Origin of the sequence: Sphingobium sp. YBL2, assembly GCF_000943805.1 — a bacterium.
Classification (GTDB): Bacteria; Pseudomonadota; Alphaproteobacteria; order Sphingomonadales; family Sphingomonadaceae; genus Sphingobium; species Sphingobium fuliginis.
The window spans coordinates 4632345-4647972 of record NZ_CP010954.1; the positions used below are offsets into that span (position 1 = coordinate 4632345).

Annotated in this window: 16 protein-coding genes; 10 read left to right on the plus strand and 6 right to left on the minus strand. The window is 63.3% G+C overall.

The annotated features are described in order from the left end of the window. Nucleotides 1–99: 99 nt before the first annotated feature. The 4 genes from TZ53_RS21440 to TZ53_RS21455 all read left to right on the plus strand — a co-directional run bounded on the left by TZ53_RS21440 (nt 100) and on the right by TZ53_RS21455 (nt 7300). Nucleotides 100–1944 carry an alpha-amylase family glycosyl hydrolase gene (locus TZ53_RS21440; protein WP_084694386.1) on the plus strand — a complete coding sequence of 615 codons (1845 nt, stop codon included), beginning with the start codon at nt 100–102 and terminating at the stop codon, nt 1942–1944. After that, nucleotides 1941–3530, plus strand: a complete 1590-nt coding sequence (locus TZ53_RS21445; RefSeq protein WP_044662648.1) for an alpha-glucosidase family protein — start codon at nt 1941–1943, stop codon at nt 3528–3530. The genes TZ53_RS21440 and TZ53_RS21445 overlap by 4 nt, the downstream gene beginning before the upstream one ends. 121 nt (nt 3531–3651) lie before the next feature. After that, nucleotides 3652–5718 carry a glycoside hydrolase family 97 protein gene (locus TZ53_RS21450; protein WP_044662649.1) on the plus strand — a complete coding sequence of 689 codons (2067 nt, stop codon included), beginning with the start codon at nt 3652–3654 and terminating at the stop codon, nt 5716–5718. Between the two features lie 70 nt (nt 5719–5788). Continuing rightward, nucleotides 5789–7300, plus strand: coding sequence for an MFS transporter (locus tag TZ53_RS21455; RefSeq protein ID WP_044662650.1), 1512 nt, complete (start codon nt 5789–5791; stop codon nt 7298–7300). A gap of 46 nt (nt 7301–7346) precedes the next feature. Here the strand turns inward: TZ53_RS21455 and TZ53_RS21460 are convergent, their stop codons facing one another. From TZ53_RS21460 to TZ53_RS21470, 3 genes are all read right to left on the minus strand, one after another. After that, a complete protein-coding gene (locus tag TZ53_RS21460; RefSeq protein ID WP_044662651.1) occupies nt 7347–7622 on the minus strand; it encodes a hypothetical protein in 276 nt (91 codons plus the stop codon). 52 nt (nt 7623–7674) lie between these two features. Continuing rightward, nucleotides 7675–8259 carry a response regulator transcription factor gene (locus tag TZ53_RS21465; protein WP_238320080.1) on the minus strand — a complete coding sequence of 195 codons (585 nt, stop codon included), beginning with the start codon at nt 8257–8259 and terminating at the stop codon, nt 7675–7677. A gap of 110 nt (nt 8260–8369) precedes the next feature. Next, entirely contained in the window at nt 8370–8951 is a 582-nt protein-coding gene (locus tag TZ53_RS21470; RefSeq protein ID WP_044662652.1) for a PilZ domain-containing protein, read from the minus strand. Nucleotides 8952–9245: 294 nt separating this feature from the next. Here TZ53_RS21470 and TZ53_RS21475 point away from each other — a divergent pair, with 294 nt between their 5' ends. Next, complete coding sequence (locus TZ53_RS21475) at nt 9246–9599, plus strand: BLUF domain-containing protein (RefSeq protein WP_229742421.1); 354 nt, start codon at nt 9246–9248, stop codon at nt 9597–9599. A 316-nt stretch (nt 9600–9915) separates the two neighbouring features. On the opposite strand, the gene TZ53_RS21480 is transcribed toward TZ53_RS21475, so the two are convergent. Then, a complete protein-coding gene (locus TZ53_RS21480; protein ID WP_044662653.1) occupies nt 9916–10302 on the minus strand; it encodes a response regulator in 387 nt (128 codons plus the stop codon). Between the two features lie 70 nt (nt 10303–10372). Between TZ53_RS21480 and TZ53_RS21485 the strand changes: the two genes are divergently transcribed. From TZ53_RS21485 to TZ53_RS21495, 3 genes are all read left to right on the plus strand, one after another. Next, a complete protein-coding gene (locus TZ53_RS21485; protein WP_044662654.1) occupies nt 10373–11131 on the plus strand; it encodes a Crp/Fnr family transcriptional regulator in 759 nt (252 codons plus the stop codon). Then, nucleotides 11128–12057, plus strand: coding sequence for an HWE histidine kinase domain-containing protein (locus TZ53_RS21490; protein ID WP_044662655.1), 930 nt, complete (start codon nt 11128–11130; stop codon nt 12055–12057). The genes TZ53_RS21485 and TZ53_RS21490 overlap by 4 nt, the downstream gene beginning before the upstream one ends. Nucleotides 12058–12345: 288 nt before the next feature. Next, nucleotides 12346–12543, plus strand: coding sequence for a hypothetical protein (locus tag TZ53_RS21495; protein ID WP_044662656.1), 198 nt, complete (start codon nt 12346–12348; stop codon nt 12541–12543). Nucleotides 12544–12734: 191 nt separating this feature from the next. On the opposite strand, the gene TZ53_RS21500 is transcribed toward TZ53_RS21495, so the two are convergent. Both TZ53_RS21500 and TZ53_RS21505 read right to left on the minus strand, forming a co-directional pair. Then, nucleotides 12735–13496 carry a Crp/Fnr family transcriptional regulator gene (locus tag TZ53_RS21500; protein WP_052628237.1) on the minus strand — a complete coding sequence of 254 codons (762 nt, stop codon included), beginning with the start codon at nt 13494–13496 and terminating at the stop codon, nt 12735–12737. Between the two features lie 416 nt (nt 13497–13912). Beyond that, nucleotides 13913–14464 carry a Crp/Fnr family transcriptional regulator gene (locus TZ53_RS21505; RefSeq protein ID WP_229742419.1) on the minus strand — a complete coding sequence of 184 codons (552 nt, stop codon included), beginning with the start codon at nt 14462–14464 and terminating at the stop codon, nt 13913–13915. Between the two features lie 491 nt (nt 14465–14955). Between TZ53_RS21505 and TZ53_RS21510 the strand changes: the two genes are divergently transcribed. Both TZ53_RS21510 and TZ53_RS21515 read left to right on the plus strand, forming a co-directional pair. Continuing rightward, a complete protein-coding gene (locus TZ53_RS21510) occupies nt 14956–15435 on the plus strand; it encodes a DUF4142 domain-containing protein (RefSeq protein WP_229742417.1) in 480 nt (159 codons plus the stop codon). Further along, nucleotides 15432–15623 (plus strand): DUF3606 domain-containing protein, encoded by a 192-nt coding sequence (locus tag TZ53_RS21515; protein WP_044662657.1) that lies wholly within the window; start codon nt 15432–15434, stop codon nt 15621–15623. Before TZ53_RS21510 ends, TZ53_RS21515 begins: the two co-directional genes overlap by 4 nt. Nucleotides 15624–15628: the final 5 nt, after the last annotated feature.

Genomic DNA, 15628 nt, shown 5'->3' on the forward strand with positions numbered 1-15628 from the left:
TGAATACGTATGTCGGCTGCTTGGCCCGGCGGGTGCGAACCGATTAAGACCCCTATGAAAGCCGCTGCGATCAAGCCAGAAGGCCAAGGGAGGAACGCCATGCGTGGAAGGAAGGCGATGCTGTTTGCCGCGCTGGCTGCCCTGGCCCGCCCTGCCCTGTCGCTGGCAGCCGAGCCATGCGATTTCCGGGCGCGGCTGCCGGAGGATGAGGTCATCTATTTCCTGCTGCCCGACCGGTTCGACAATGGCGACCCGGCCAATGACAAGGGCGGGCTGAAGGGCGATCGGCTCGTCACCGGCCATGACCCCGCCTCCAAGGGTTTCTATCATGGCGGCGACCTGAAAGGGCTGATCAGGCGGCTGGACTATATTCAGGGGCTGGGCGCGACCGCCATCTGGGTCGGGCCGATCTTCCGCAACAAGCCGGTGCAGGGGCCGAAGGGGCAGGAAAGCGCGGGCTATCACGGTTACTGGATCACTGACTTCACCCATGTCGATCCACATTTCGGCACCGACGCCGATTTCGCCGCTTTGGTGGAGGCCGCGCATCGCCGGGGGATGAAGGTCTATATGGACATCATCGCCAATCATACGGCGGATGTGATCCGTTACCGGGAATGCCCAAGTACAAATGCGGACACGACATGCCCCTATCGTTCGCGGGCCGACTATCCCTATCAGCGGCGGGGCGGCATAGGCGGCAAGGCGATCAACGCCGGTTTCGCGGGCGATCAGGACCATGGCGAGGCGAATTTCGCCAGACTGACCGATCCGTCCTTCGCCTACACGCCTTATGTGCCCAAGGGCGAGGAACGGGCGAAAGTTCCGGCTTGGCTCAACGATCCGCTTTATTATCATAATCGCGGGGAAACGACCTATTCGGGCGAGAGCGCGACCATGGGGGACTTTGCGGGGCTGGACGACCTGATGACCGAGAATCCGCGCGTGATCGCGGGGATGATCGATATTTTCGGCGGCTGGATCGACCGTTTCGGCGTGGATGGCTTCCGGGTGGATACGGCGAAGCATGTCGATCCGCATTTCTGGCAGATGTTCGTTCCTGCCATGCAGGCCCGCGCCAAAGCGAAAGGCATCCCCAATTTCCATATTTTCGGGGAAGTCTATGTCGAGACGGTCGATGCCGGGCCGCTCGCCTGGCATACGAAGGAAGGCGGCTTTCCAGCCGTGCTGGACTTCGCCTTCCGGCAGGCGGCGCTGGAGACGGTCGCGGGCAGCGGCGCGACGGCGGTCTGGGAGCGGATGCTGGCGGGAGATGCGCTCTATCGCGATGGCGAGGCGACGGCGCGGACCTTGCCGACCTTCGTCAGCAATCATGATGCGGGGCGCTTCGCCACCTTCGTGCGCAAGGCTTTCCCGCAGGCGAGCGATGAGGAAGTGTTGCGCCGGGTGATGCTGGCCAACGCCATGCTGCTGACGATGCGCGGCGTGCCGACACTCTATTATGGCGATGAACAGGGCTTTGTCGGGGACGGCGGCGATCAGGATGCGCGGGAGGATATGTTCGGCAGCCGGGTGGCGAGCTATAACGACAATCGCCTGCTGGGGACCAACGCCACCACGGCGACGCCGCGCTTCGACACCGGCCATCCGCTTTATCGGGAGATCGCCGCGCTGGCCCGTCTGCGCACTACCCATCCGGCGTTGCGGCGCGGCCGGGAGGTCATCCGGGCGCGGGGCGACCAGCCGGGCCTGTTCGCCCTATCCCGCTTCGATCCCGACAGCGGCGCGGAAACATTGATCGCCTTCAACACGTCCACCGCGCCGATCAGGGCGCAGGTCGAGGTGGATGCGCGGTCCGACCAGTTCACCACATTGGCCGGAGCCGAATGCGCCGCAAGCGCTTCCGCCCCCGGCAGCATCGCCGTCTCCCTCCCCCCTCTCAGCTACAGCGTCTGCGCTGTCCGGAGTGCCGTACCCCAATGACCGACACGACCCTCCCCTGGTGGCGCGGCGCCGCCATCTACCAGATTTATCCGCGCAGCTTTGCCGACTCCAATGGGGATGGCATCGGCGACCTCAAAGGCATCACCGCCCATCTGCCCTATGTGGCGTCGCTGGGGGTGGATGCGATCTGGCTGTCGCCCTTCTTCAAGAGCCCGATGCGCGATTTCGGCTATGACGTGTCGGATTATTGCGACGTCGATCCGATCTTCGGCACGCTGGAGGATTTCGACGCGCTGGCGGCGCGGGCGCATGAACTGGGGCTGCGCATCATCGTCGATCAGGTCTGGGCGCATACGTCGGAGGAGCATCACTGGTTCGTCGAAAGCCGCTCCAGCCGCGACAATCCCAAGGCGGACTGGTATGTCTGGGCCGATCCCAAGCCGGACGGTTCCCCGCCCAACAACTGGCAGTCGGTGTTCGGCGGGCCGGCCTGGACCTGGGATGCGCGGCGCGGCCAATATTATATGCACCAGTTTCTGGCGCAGCAGCCGCAACTGCATTTGCATCATCCGCAGGTGCAGGAGAGCGTCTTCGACATCATCCGTTTCTGGCTGGACCGGGGGGTGGACGGGTTCCGCATCGATGCCATCAACCATTCGATGCACGATCCGGAGTTGCGCGACAATCCGCCCGCGCCGGAGGATGGCAAGGTGCGGACGCGGCCGTTCGACTTCCAGATCAAGAAGTACAGCCAGAGCCATCCGGACATTCCGCTGTTCCTGGAAAAAGTCCGGCAAGTATTCGATGAATATCGGGATCGCTTCACCGTGGCCGAAGTCGGCGGAGCGGACAGCGACATAGAGATGAAGGCCTTCACGCAGGGCGACGGCAGGCTGAATACCGCCTATGGATTCGACTTTCTCTATGCGCCGAAACTGACCGCCGAATTCCTCAAGACGGCGCTCGTCAAATGGCCCTGCGAAACCCATACGGGCTGGCCGAGCTGGGCGTTCGAAAATCATGACGCGCCCCGTGCGGTGTCGCGCTGGGCCAAGGGGGTGGACCCGGACGCCTATTGCCGGATGAAGATCCTGCTGCTCGCCTGCCTGCGCGGCAATATCTTCCTTTATTATGGCGAGGAACTGGGGCTGCCGCAGGTCGACATCGCGTTCGAGGATCTGCGGGACCCCGAGGCCATCGCCAACTGGCCGCTGACGCTTTCCCGCGACGGCGCGCGAACGCCGATGCCGTGGCGGGCGGATGCGCCCTATCTGGGATTTTCGGAGGCCAAGCCCTGGCTGCCGGTCGGGGAAACGCATCGCGCGCTCGCCGTGGATGTGCAGGAGGCGGATGCGGATTCGCTGCTGCACTGGACGCGGCGGGTGCTGGCGTTGCGCAACGGGTCGCCCGCGCTGCGCGTGGGGGCGATCGATTTCCTGGAGGCGCCGGAGGAATTGCTGGCGTTCGAGCGGGAGCATGAGGGCGAGAGGATGCTCTGTGTCTTCAACCTTGGGGACGAGCCTGTGACATGGACGCCGGCGGGTCATTGGCAGCCGTTGCTGTCGACCGGCGGAGTCGAAGGATGGCATTTCCCCGCAGCTTCCGGTCTTGTCGCGCGCGTTTAAAGGCATCGTACAATGTTCCTGCGTAGGCAGGCAACCAGTCCCACCACCTGAACTGGGCTCCTGCCTCCGCGGCAGCACGTCGCGCTTTGATCTCGTCAGGGCAGACTCAAAAGGAATTATCATGAAGAAACCGACCGCGCTCACCCTGCCGCTTTTCGCGCTTTCGCTGGCCCCGGTGGCTGCCCGCGCCGATGTGGTAGCCAAGGCCGCCTCCCCCGATGGCCGCATCACGCTGACCGTCAGCCTCGATAATGAAGGCCGCCCCAGCTACGCCGTGCAGCGCGACGGCAAGGCGCTGATCGCGGACAGCCGCCTTGGTTTCATGTTCACCGACGCACCGAAGATCGAGCGCAATCTGACGCTGGCCGACAGCAGGACCGGCAAGAGCGACACGACATGGACCCAGCCCTGGGGCGAATGGTCCAGCATCCGCGACCATCACAATGAGATCCGCCTCGCCTTTCGCGAGAAAAGCGACCTTCAGCGCGAGATGGACGTGACCTTCCGCCTGTTCGACGACGGCGTGGCCTTCCGCTACACGCTGCCCGATCAGGCCCATCTGCACCACGCCAATATCGCGGAGGAACTGACCCAGTTCGCCTTTGCGGAGGGCGGCACCGCCTGGTGGAAGCCCGCCTTCGAATGGAACCGGGAGGAATATCTCTATAACAGGACGCCGCTCGATGCGGTCGGGACCGCGCAGACGGTGATGACGGTGAAGCTCGCCAGCGGCACCCATGTCGCGCTGCATGAGGCGGCTTTGGTGGACTATGCGGGGATGAACCTGGCGCGGGCGCAGGGCAATATATTCCGCGCCGCGCTGACGCCGGGTTCCGGGGCGCCCAAGGTTTCGCGGGACGCCGGTTTCTCGACGCCATGGCGCACCATCGCCATCGCGGACGATGCGGCGGGGCTGTACATGAACCATATGATCCTGAACCTGAACGAACCCAACAAGCTGGGCGACGTGTCGGGCTGGATCAAACCGGGCAAGTTCGTCGGCGTGTGGTGGAACATGATCAAGGGCGAGTGGACGTGGGCGCGCGGGCCGAAGCATGGCGCGACCACCGCCAATGTCCGCCGCACTATCGACTTCGCCGCCGCCAACGGCATCCCCGCCGTGCTGGTCGAGGGATGGAATGTCGGCTGGGACGGCAATTGGTTCGGCAATGGCAACGGCATGAACTTCTCCCAGTCCACCGAGGATTTCGACGCCGATGGGCTGGCCGCCTATGCCAGGTCCAAGGGCGTGACGCTGATCGGCCATCATGAGACGGGCGGTTCGGCCAGCCATTATGACGGGCAGCTCGACAGTGCGTTCAAATGGGCCGCCGACCATGGCGAGCGGGTGGTGAAGACCGGCTATGTCACCGATGCCGGGCAGATCGAGCGGGTCGATCCCGACGGCTCGCAGCATCGCGAATGGCATGAGGGGCAGTGGATGGTGAACCACTATCTCCGCGTGGTGCAGGCAGCGGCGAAATATAAGGTCAGCATCGATAGTCACGAGCCGGTGAAGGATACGGGCCTGCGCCGCACTTATCCCAATTGGGTGGCGCGCGAAGGCGGGCGCGGCATGGAATATAATGCCTGGGTCGGCGGCAAGAATCCGCCTGAGCATGAGGCCAATCTCGTCTTTACCCAGTTGCTGGGTGGGCCGATGGACTTCACGCCGGGCGTTCTCAGCCTTTCCGGGTCGGAGGGGAGCGCGATCCAGTCGACCATCGCCAAGCAGTTGGCGCTTTATGTCGTGCTGTACTCGCCCTTCGTGATGGCCGCGGATACGCCCGAAAATTACGCGAAATATCCGGGGCCGTTCCAGTTCATCAAGGATGTGCCGACCGACTGGTCCGATACCCGCGTCCTGAATGGCGAGGTGGGCGACTATGTGACCATCGCGCGCAAGGCCAAGGGCAGCAATGACTGGTATCTGGGCGCGGTCGGGGATGAAGAGGCGCGCTCCACTCAGGTGAAGCTCGACTTTCTGGAGGCCGGGCGGTCCTATGTGGCGGAGATTTATCGGGATGGGCCGGGGGCGGACTATCGCACCGAGGCGCGTCATGCGATCGTGATCGAGAAGAAGGCGGTGAAGAGGGGGGATGTGTTGAGCATTGACCTCGCGCCGGGTGGGGGGGAAGCGATCCGCTTCGTGGCGGGCGGGGGCAAGGGCAAGCGCTCAATACGATAAGATACCCCGCACCGTTCGCCCTGAGCCTGAACGGCGATAGGAATAAGTATAAAGCAAAGGTTGGGGACGCATGGATCAGGCGCAAGATAATCTGGAACCGCAGTCCCGCCCTCGCCAGGGCTTTTGGGGCCTGTGGAACATCAGCTTCGGCTTTTTCGGCATCCAGATCGGCTTTGCGCTGCAGAACGCCAATATGAGCCGCATCTTCCAGTCGCTGGGCGAAAGCCTGGACGATCTGGCGCTGCTGTGGATCGCGGCGCCGCTCACCGGCCTGCTGGTCCAGCCGATCATCGGCCATTATAGCGACCGGACATGGTGCCGTTTCGGGCGGCGGCGGCCTTATTTCTTCGCGGGCGCGCTGTTCGCGGCGCTGGCGTTGGTCGGCATGCCCAATGCGCCAGGCCTGCTCGCCGCGGCGATGATGCTGTGGGTGCTCGACGCCTCGCTCAATGTTTCCATGGAGCCCTTCCGGGCCTTTGTCGGGGATATGCTGGCGAAGGAGCAGCATATGGCGGGCTACGCGCTCCAGACCGCCTTCATCGGCGCGGGCGCGGTGATCGGGTCGTCCACCCCGTGGCTGCTGGACCGGCTGGGGGTCGCCAATGTCGCCAGCGGGTCCGGCATTCCCGACACGGTGCGGATCAGCTTCTATATCGGCGGCGCGGCCCTGTTCCTGGCGGTGTTGTGGACCGTGCTCACCACCCGCGAATATTCGCCCGAGCAGATGACGCGCTTCGAACCTTCGGAGGGCAAGCCGGTCGCTGAAAGGGACGCTGTCCCGGCCATCCCGCCCGGCGGCACGCTCTGGATCGTCGCCGGGCTGGCCGTCGTCGCGATCGTCCGCATCCGGTCGCTGGAGAAGGAACTGTACCTGCTCGGCGCGCTGCTGGCCGGCTATGGCGCGGCGCGGATGCTGGCGCGCCGGCTGCACTGGGGCGGTCGCACCGACAATCTGCTCACCCATGTGGTCGGCAATTTCGCGGCCATGCCCGCGATGATGAAGCGCCTTGCGCTCGTCCAGTTCTTCACCTGGTCCGCGTTGTTCATCATGTGGATCTACACCACCCCGGTCGTCGCCCAATATGTCTTCGGGTCCGCCGATCCCGCCAGCGCCGCCTATAATGCGGGCGGCAACTGGGTCGGCATCCTCTTCGCCACCTATAATGGCGTCGCCGCCCTGGCCGCACCCTTCCTGCTGCAACCGCTCGCCCGCCGGATCGGCCAGGCGCAGACCCATGCCCTGGCGCTGATGCTGGGCGCGTTGGGCTTCCTTTCCTTCCTGTTCCTGCGCGACGCCCGCATGCTGCTGCTGTCGGAAGTCGCCATCGGCATCGCCTGGGCATCCACGCTCGCCATGCCCTATGCGATGCTCGCCTCCAGCGTGCCGCAGGCGAAGCTCGGCATCTATATGGGGCTGTTCAACGCCTTCGTGGTCATCCCGCAATTGCTGGTGGCCACCGTCATGGGCACGATCATGCGGCATTTTTTCCCGACGGAGCCGATCTGGACCATGGCCTTTGCAGCGGGCGTCATGCTGCTCGCCTCAATGGCCGCCCTGCGCTGCCGCCAGGCGCGAAGCTGAGGAAACCGGCGAATCGCAAAAGCGCTTCATGGAAAAGTCGACAGGCTCAGCAAAGGCAGTCGACACCCGATTCCTCTTCGTCGGCAATCATGGCGTCCGCCACCTTCTTATATCTGCCTATTATTCGCCTGCATTCTTCCTGCGACTTGAAATATCCGAAATCATCGTCACCGGGGATTCTGTCCTGCTTCGGTTTTTTCACCATTAACCATGGCGTAAACGCAGACGATGTTTCACAATCAGATGCCTGCCTGAGATCGGTCCATTTCTTTCTGACAATCCCGCCCCCGAATATGGGGCCGGGAACATCCATCTTTGTCATTTCCAATCCTGTATATTGGGAATGATGGCGACGATTTCACATATTCAACAGGTCAGGGTAATCCTGAATCGGGCAAGAACCGGATGATTTCGGAGAATTTCTTGACGCCGAACTTCTTCATGATGCTGGCGCGGTGCATTTCCACCGTTCTGATGCTGATCTGCAGCGCGTCAGCCACATCCCTGTTGCTGCCGCTGGAACTCAGCGCGCGCACGACATCCAGCTCCCTTTTGGTGAGGCTGCCGAAATAGGCTGCGGCGGCTTCCCGCCGGCGCTGGATCTCGATGTTCCGTTCCAGCATGGGCCAGGCATTGGCGAGCACCTTGAGCAGCAGGCCGTCGGCAAAGGGCTTTTCCAGAAAGTCGATGGCGCCCCGCTTTATGACGTCGACCGCCGTCGGAATATCGCGCGACGCCGTCATGACGATCAGGGGGATGTCCACCCGCCGCGCGGACAGTTCCTGCTGAACCGCCGGCCCGGCCATGTCGGCCAGATGCAGTTCCATCACCGCAATGCCGGGCGCTAGGAAATCAAGCGCCTCGATAAAGTCGGAACCGCAGGAAAAGGGGACGGGTCCGAACCCTTCCCGGCGCAGGATTCGCACCAGTTCCTGGCGCATCCTGCTGTCGTGGTCCACGATATAGACTGGACATCCTGGGTTCATAGCCAATTGCCTAGACCATCATTCCCGCGCCAACGCGCGAAGCCGCCAATGGTTTCGGCTCCGATCCTTTCTTTTTTATCGCGTCAGTTCGCAGCCGTCCGGCGGGGTTCGAAGAAGACCCCGATCATCCCGCCGCTCGACCACTGCACCCGCCCCATCCGTACATCCAGGCCGCGGGTTTTCACAAGCAGCCGCGTACCTTCGCCAAGGCCGCCCACTTCGATCATCATCCCTTCGGCCGACAGGTTGCGGATCGTCCCGATCAACACGGGCGTGGAAGTCACCAGCGTTGCGGAGAAATCGACCGCCAGTCGGCGGCTGCGCGGCTCGTAGGTCTGGGGCGCGGGGTTCGCATCAGGCTCCTCGCCCGGAATCCAGGGCAATGTCTCTTCAAGCAGAAGACCGCATTTGGGCCCGTTGATCCAGCGGACCTCCGCCGTACGGAAGCTGGCGTCGTCGAAGCTCACATGCACCTGCTGGTGCAAGCTCAGCGACAGGGCGCACCGTCCGCTCAGTCCCGCATGGGACACATTTTCGACAGACAGGTTCGCTTCCTCGACGACCGGATAGAGCAATGCCGTCTTGAAGACGGTCTGCCGGGGGTGCCGGCGTTTCTCCATCATCGCGCTCCGGTCGTCGGACGGCTTTTCTAGCGGCTCGGTCATACGGGTTCCCACAGATTCGCGGAATCCCATAAATGATTGGACTTGCACGCCGATTAGCGGGGAAATAGGTATTTTTACGGTATCGCCCGGAGCGGTTGCATTAACCTTCATCTCCTAGACAGCCGGGGGCCGTTTCCTCCGCTGAGGCCGGCCTGGAACCGGCGGGGCGCATTTTCAGTCCCATCATGCGCCTCGCCTTTACTTTCCTCAGACAAATGGCATCATCGTCGCATGCTTGCTCGATGGTCCTATATTAGCACCAGCCAGTTGGATGCAACCCAAGCCGAAAAACACATGGAAGAGATCGTCCAGGTCTCCATTCCGCGCAACCGCTCGCTGGAAGTGACGGGCGCGCTGCTGTTCACGGGCAACCGCTTCGCCCAATATCTGGAAGGCGCGCCGGCCGCCATCGAAAACCTCAAGGCGAGCATCCTGCGCGACCGGCGCCACAGGGAGGTTCAGACGATCGCATCGGGCGAAGCGCCGCATCGCCATTTCGTCACCTGGTCCCTCGCCTATGCCGGCCCTTCCCATTTCGTTTCCGACATCATCGAACGCGCCTTGAACGATGCGCTGGAAAAGGGCGACGAAGGGTTCGAAGCGCTGGTTCAGATGATGTCGGAATTTTCGATCCGCGGCCGGGGTTGAGCTTTCGTCCCGCCATGGCGCGGCGACGCCGATATACCATCCCGCCGGAAAGCAGGCGATTATTAACTCAGATCAATATCCGCCGGGGAACAGGAAGACCTGCCGCTGGTTGCTCTGCCATGCCACTCGCCCTATCCTCGCCGATCGTCCGGGCGGCGGCCGGTCCACTGCCATTGTCACGCAGGATGCATGGCCTTGTCCCTTCCCCGCCCCACCGATATGAGCAAGGGCAGACCATCGGTGTGAATGACAGACGCCCCGGTCGGGCGGAACGTCCAGCGCACGACCGGTTCGGAAAGAAAGGGAGAGCCCGATGTCAGAGCCTGTGGTCCGTGCCGGCCAGAACCATGCCGATCGCCCCCAATATGTCCGTGCGGGAATAGGGCTTGATCACCCGCCTGCAGCTTTCATAGGCCGACGGCAGGCTTTGTTCGTCATAGCCCGTCACGATGATCACCGGCACGGCACGCGCGACCAGTTCGTCGATCAGGGGATAGCTCATCTCCCCCTGAAGATTGACGTCGAGCATGACGATGTCAGGCAAGTGTTCTGCAATGGCCTTGAGCGCGCCGAACAGGCTGCCATGCGGGCCCATCACCGAAAACCCCTCTTCGGCCAGCAAGGCGCCAAGGTCGCTCGCGAGAAAATAATCATCCTCCACCACCAGCACGCGAACCGCGCCGGGGGTCACCCCTTCCATCATTCATCTCTCCTCTCCCGCCAGCCGTCGCACGGGAATGGGCGGCAGAAAATAACATAGGTGGAAACGCGCCATGTCATCGCTCGATATCCCGCAGGTTGCGATGAAGGATAGCATCACTGCCCAGAAACTGGCGGCGCACTGGCCGCTCGGCCGGCGCGACCGGGATGTGATCAACGGCCTGGCCGGTCGGGCGCTTCAACCGCTGCGCACCGGCACGGACCTGTTCACCCAGGGGGACCGGCTGACCTCCATCTTCTTCCTGCTGGAGGGATGGGCGGCCCGGTACAAGATGCTGGAGGACGGCCGCCGCCAGATCGTCAGCCTGCTGCTGCCGGGCGATTTGTGCGATCCCTTCTGCTTCCTGCTGCATCGCGCCGACCATGGCGTCACCGCGCTCACGCCGGTCAGGGTCGCCGAAGTCGGACGCAGCCAGTTCGAGGAGATCGCGCTGGCCCATCCCGAAATCACCAAGGCGATGTGGATCAACGCCCTGATCACCGCGTCCATCCAGCGGGAGTGGTGCGTCAATCTGGGCCGCCGCACCGCGCTGGAACGGTTCAGCCATCTCTTCTGCGAACTCTATCACCGGCTGCTGAAAGTGGGCTTGGTCAGCGGCAACGGCTTCCACTTTCCCGTCACGCAGCTCGAACTGGCGGACGCAACGGGATTGACGATGGTGCACACCAACAGAATATTGCAGGAAATGCGTCGCCAAAGGCTGATAGAATTGCACCGGCGCCATCTTGTCGTGCCGGATCTCGCAGCGCTGGAGCGCGTCTGCGCCTTCGACCCTTCCTATCTGCATCCGGCGGCGCAAGAGGCATCGTGACGACACCATCCCCGACCGACGGCTGGCGCGACTTCCTCGCCCTCTTCGATGCCTCTCCCCTGCCCCAGATCCAGGTCGGGCCCAACGACAATATATTGCGCGCCAATGCGGCATTGACGGAATTGCTGGGCATTCGGCCGGACCGGCTGATCGGCGGGCGGCTGGTCGTGCCGGCATCGGGCGAGTCGGCGGCACGGCTGAGCTGGGACGACGGCAAATGCGAGGCGCGGCTGTTCGCCGCCGTGCTGGTGACGACGCCCGACTATCGCGTCTGCGTCTTGCAGTTCGGCAATGTCGACGCCCTGGAGGCGGCGGCGCGGCAATATCTGCTGCGCGACGTGCAGCATCGGCTGCGCAACCTGATCGCCTCCGTCCGCTCCATCTTCCGGCGGACTGCCGCGACCAGCGATTCCGTCGACCATCTCACCAGCCATTTCCTGGGGCGGCTGGACGCCATCGCCCGGATCGAATCCAATCTGGCCCTGGCGGAACGCCATGGACTTGAACTGCACGACCTGATCATGGACGAGCTGGCGGCGTTCGCCGTCCGTGCGGGGGAACAGGCCTTTCTGGAGGGGCCGGATGTCCGGCTGCGCACCTCCGCCGCGACGACATTGGCCCTCGCCTTTCATGAACTGGGCAATAATTCCATCAAATATGGCGCGCTCGGGTCGGACGGCGGCCGTGTCTGGGTCCGATGGTGGAGCGATCGCGAACCGGCCGGTCCGGTGCTGCGCATCCTTTGGGAGGAAAAGGGCGGCGACAGCCCGACAGCCGCCCGCCGGTCCGGCTTCGGCACGGAGATGCTGACCAAGACGATCCCGTTCGAACTGGACGGTTCGGGCACCATCGACTGGACGCCCGGCGCGTTCAAGGTGCACATCAGCCTGCCCATGACCAAGAGGCTGCTGCACCCCAGCGACTAGAGCCAATCGACATTCAGCCCTGACGGCCTGCAAATGACGTTTTCCGTGCTTCCGGTGCTCACCTACTTTGAGTAGGCTGCGCTCCGGGTCACGGAAAACCATCATTTTCGGCTCGTCATCTTCTGAATGTCGATTGGCTCTAGCCGGCGGAAGGGCGAAGAAGCGCGCCGGCCATGATCCAGGTTATGGGCCGGCCAGGAACGGGGGAACGTCCGCCGCCGTTCTATGTGCTGGGAGGCATGGCCATATGCTTCCCCTCAAGACCATGAAACCAGAGGAACCGCCGACATGCACGAACCGGAACGTCCCAGCGATCGGCGTCTCGGGCTGGCGGCGATCTGGGCGGTGGGAATCGTCCTGCTGGTGATCGCCGTCGTCTTCATCGGGCGCAACTTCTGGCATCATGACGTGCTGAAGGAAGACCAGCAGACGGGCGAGAACAGGGCCGACGACCATGAGGGCCTGACGCCGAACGAAAAGCGCTGAAGCGGCGCCATGCGGCGCGTGGATGCTCCAGAGCCAATCGACATTCAGAAGATGACGAGCCGAGCCGAAGGCCACCGAAGGTAAAATGTCGGTTTTCCGTGACCCGGAGCGCAGCCTACTCAAAGTAGGTGAGCACCGGAAGCACGGAAAAGCGTCATTTGCAGGCCGTCAGGGCTGAATGTCGATTGGCTCTAGCCCTGTTCTTCCTCCAACTCGACATGCCGGTCCATCCGGCCGAGCCAGGCCTGGGGGCGGAAATCGGACAGTTCTGTCAGGCGGCGCCAGTTGGGGATGGTGATCCGCCGCCGGTCGCGTTCGATCACCCCCGCCTTTTCCAGCGCCTTCAGCGTCCGGTTGACATGCACGGTGGTCATGCCGGTGGCGTCGGCCAGCTCCACCTGGGACAGGGGCAGGATCAGCCGGCACCCGTCCGATCCCCCTTCCGGATAGCTGCGCATCACCAGCTCGCAAAGCAGATAGGCTATCCTTCCCCTGGCGTCCCGCCGGCCCATATTGCTGATCCAGGCGCGGAAGACCGATGTTTCGGCCGTCATCTCCGCCCACAGCGCATCGGCGATGTTCGCCCGCTCGCGCATCAGCGCCAGCACGTCCTCCAGCGGGATGGCGGCGACGCGCAGATCGGTCAGCGCCTGGACGAAATCCTCCGATGGAAAGAGCTGCACCGGCGGCAGCGTCAATATGTCGCCCCGGCCATGTATTCCCACGATATGGCGGCCGCCATTGGACGATATGCGGTGGCGATGGGCAAAGCCCGACAGCAGGATCAGGCAGGATTGCGGCCGGTCGCCCTCCCGGATGATATAGTCCCCCGGTTCGCAATGACGCAGGCTGTGCGGCAGGGATAGCAGAGCGGCGCCGTCTTCCTTCGAGAGAGCCGTGCGCCCGCCAAGGCGCGCCAGCAGCGGCAACAGGATCGATGATGGCATTTTCATGAGCGGGATGGGATGCCGTCTTCATCTCCGCCGCGGCCGCGATGCTCGCCGCTGGCCGTCCGGCTGTCCATGGCGGAATGCCGGCCTGCCGCATGCAGGACCGGGCCGTCGCGACGCGGCGCTCTCCCCCCGGCGGGAAGAACGACGGAGCAGTGCGGCATGGGACTCATTATAAGGGTGGAGGAATTCATCCCGGATCGTGTCATGACTCGTCGTCTTGGTGGCGCTGCTCATTCTCCTTCGGTCGACCGGCCGGCGCCGGCGTTCGAACGAAGAAGGATTCACCTTGCTCCAGCCGCCCGCCGACGCTCGCTAACATATGCTAATGCAGGTGTAATTTTTGCCGTTGGGCCTCATTTTCCGGGGCTGGACGGTTGCAGAAGTTGCGCGACATCAAGAAGTTCGCGCCCGCCCGATCAGGCCGCCATGTCCTGGCCGGTGAGGGCGGCCACTTCGCGCAGGGCCTGAAGCTCCGGTATGCGCAGCCATTTGGATTGCAGTTCGACCAGACCGCGCGCCCGCATGGATTGCAGCGTGCGATTCACATGGACCGGGGTCAGCCCGGTCATGTCCGCGATCTCCATCTGCGTCAGCGGCATGGCGCATTGCTGGCCATAGGCGAGACCCGCCTGCCGCATGCGTTCGAACAATTCCAGCAGCAGATGCGCCACCCGTTCGAGCGCCGTCTTGCGGCCCAGGGTGACAAGCCAGTTGGCCTGCCGCTCGATCATGCCGGACAGCGCCTGCCAGAAGCCGTTATGCCCGTCGAAACCGGCGTGCGAGGGTATGCGACAGGGCAGCCGGAGCGCCCTGACGTTGGTGATCGCCACCACGGGCTGGGACGCCACCCCGCCCAGCGCCCATTGCGGATCGCAATAATCGCCCGGCAGATAGAGCGCCGTAATCTGGCGGCGGCCATCCGACAGCAGCCGGTATCGGCACGCCCACCCTTCCTGAACATAAAGCATGGCGTCGGGTTTTTCATTTTCCCGGGCCAGAAACTGATGCATTCGGAAATGAACCTGGTTTTCGCCTTCGGCAACCTGGCTTAACATGGACTACTCCTTGTTAAGCCCCCCTGGACCAATATCGATTGAACCTGCCCCCACCATAGCGTTTCTGGTTCATGCTGGATTCACCTATGTTTCCTCGCAGCAAATAATTGGGATGGAGCGAGAAAAAGAGCCGATGAACGCGGCACGCCCTCCGGCGGCCTCCGGAAAATTGCCGTTCGTCTAGGGTGTGTGGGGATTCAGTTCAGGGTGGAGCGAAAATGGTGGCTTTCGAGAACCAGCGCGCAGCGTACTCAAAGTACGTGAGCACTGGAAGCGCAGAAAGCCGCCATTTGCAGCCCGCCATGGGCTGAATCCCCACACAGCCTAATGCAGGTTATCGCGCGGGCGTGGGGCCGTGGAACCTCCTAACCCCGAAAACCGCTGGCTTTGCAGGAGGAACGACCATGTCCAAAATGCTCTTGCTGATGCCGCTGATCGCCGTGGCGATGCCCGCCGCCGCGGCGGAATCCCCCACCGCCTATCTGGGGAAAGCGGGCGCGGGCGACCTGTACGAACAGACATCCAGCAAGATCGTGCTGGAAACGACCAGGGATGCCAGGGTCAAGAGCTTCGCCACCATGATGGTGGGGGATCACGGCAAGAGCACCGCCATGCTGAAAAGCGCGGCTGCGGCATCGGGCGTCAAGGCGCCGCCGCCCAGTCTGACGCCCGATCAGCAGGCGAAGGTCAGGGCGCTGAAGCAGGCGAAGGGCGCTGCCCGCGACACCCTCTACTGGCAGCAGCAGAAGGCGGCTCACAGCCAGGCGCTGCAACTGCATCAGGATTATGCCGCCCATGGTTCTGACCGGTCGCTCAAGGACGCGGCGGCGAAGATCGTGCCTGTGGTGAAACATCATCTCGACCTTCTGAACGCAGGCCGATGACGGACGTCCATAGCCTCGCCGCCCCTGCCGCTCCGGCGGACCTGAAGCATGTCTCGCTGGATCGGGAAAGCGATGCGCGCTACTGGCAGCAGCGTTTCAGCACATCGCGTGCCCGGCTGGAGCAGGCGGTCGAGCAGGTCGGCCATAATGTCAGCGCCATAGCGGAGTTCCTCCACCACAGCGGCTGACGGCG

Excerpts from the sequence above, each read along its gene's own strand:
- TZ53_RS21460 (WP_044662651.1), bottom strand. The coding sequence starts at position 7,622 with ATGACAAAGATGGATGTTCCCGGCCCCATATTCGGGGGCGGGATTGTC.
- TZ53_RS21485 (WP_044662654.1), top strand. The coding sequence starts at position 10,373 with ATGTCATCGCTCGATATCCCGCAGGTTGCGATGAAGGATAGCATCACT.
- TZ53_RS21450 (WP_044662649.1), top strand. The coding sequence starts at position 3,652 with ATGAAGAAACCGACCGCGCTCACCCTGCCGCTTTTCGCGCTTTCGCTG.
- TZ53_RS21455 (WP_044662650.1), top strand. The coding sequence starts at position 5,789 with ATGGATCAGGCGCAAGATAATCTGGAACCGCAGTCCCGCCCTCGCCAG.
- TZ53_RS21470 (WP_044662652.1), bottom strand. The coding sequence starts at position 8,951 with ATGACCGAGCCGCTAGAAAAGCCGTCCGACGACCGGAGCGCGATGATG.
- TZ53_RS21495 (WP_044662656.1), top strand. The coding sequence starts at position 12,346 with ATGCACGAACCGGAACGTCCCAGCGATCGGCGTCTCGGGCTGGCGGCG.
- TZ53_RS21510 (WP_229742417.1), top strand. The coding sequence starts at position 14,956 with ATGTCCAAAATGCTCTTGCTGATGCCGCTGATCGCCGTGGCGATGCCC.
- TZ53_RS21500 (WP_052628237.1), bottom strand. The coding sequence starts at position 13,496 with ATGAAAATGCCATCATCGATCCTGTTGCCGCTGCTGGCGCGCCTTGGC.
- TZ53_RS21515 (WP_044662657.1), top strand. The coding sequence starts at position 15,432 with ATGACGGACGTCCATAGCCTCGCCGCCCCTGCCGCTCCGGCGGACCTG.
- TZ53_RS21505 (WP_229742419.1), bottom strand. The coding sequence starts at position 14,464 with ATGCTTTATGTTCAGGAAGGGTGGGCGTGCCGATACCGGCTGCTGTCG.
- TZ53_RS21440 (WP_084694386.1), top strand. The coding sequence starts at position 100 with ATGCGTGGAAGGAAGGCGATGCTGTTTGCCGCGCTGGCTGCCCTGGCC.
- TZ53_RS21445 (WP_044662648.1), top strand. The coding sequence starts at position 1,941 with ATGACCGACACGACCCTCCCCTGGTGGCGCGGCGCCGCCATCTACCAG.
- TZ53_RS21475 (WP_229742421.1), top strand. The coding sequence starts at position 9,246 with ATGGAAGAGATCGTCCAGGTCTCCATTCCGCGCAACCGCTCGCTGGAA.
- TZ53_RS21480 (WP_044662653.1), bottom strand. The coding sequence starts at position 10,302 with ATGATGGAAGGGGTGACCCCCGGCGCGGTTCGCGTGCTGGTGGTGGAG.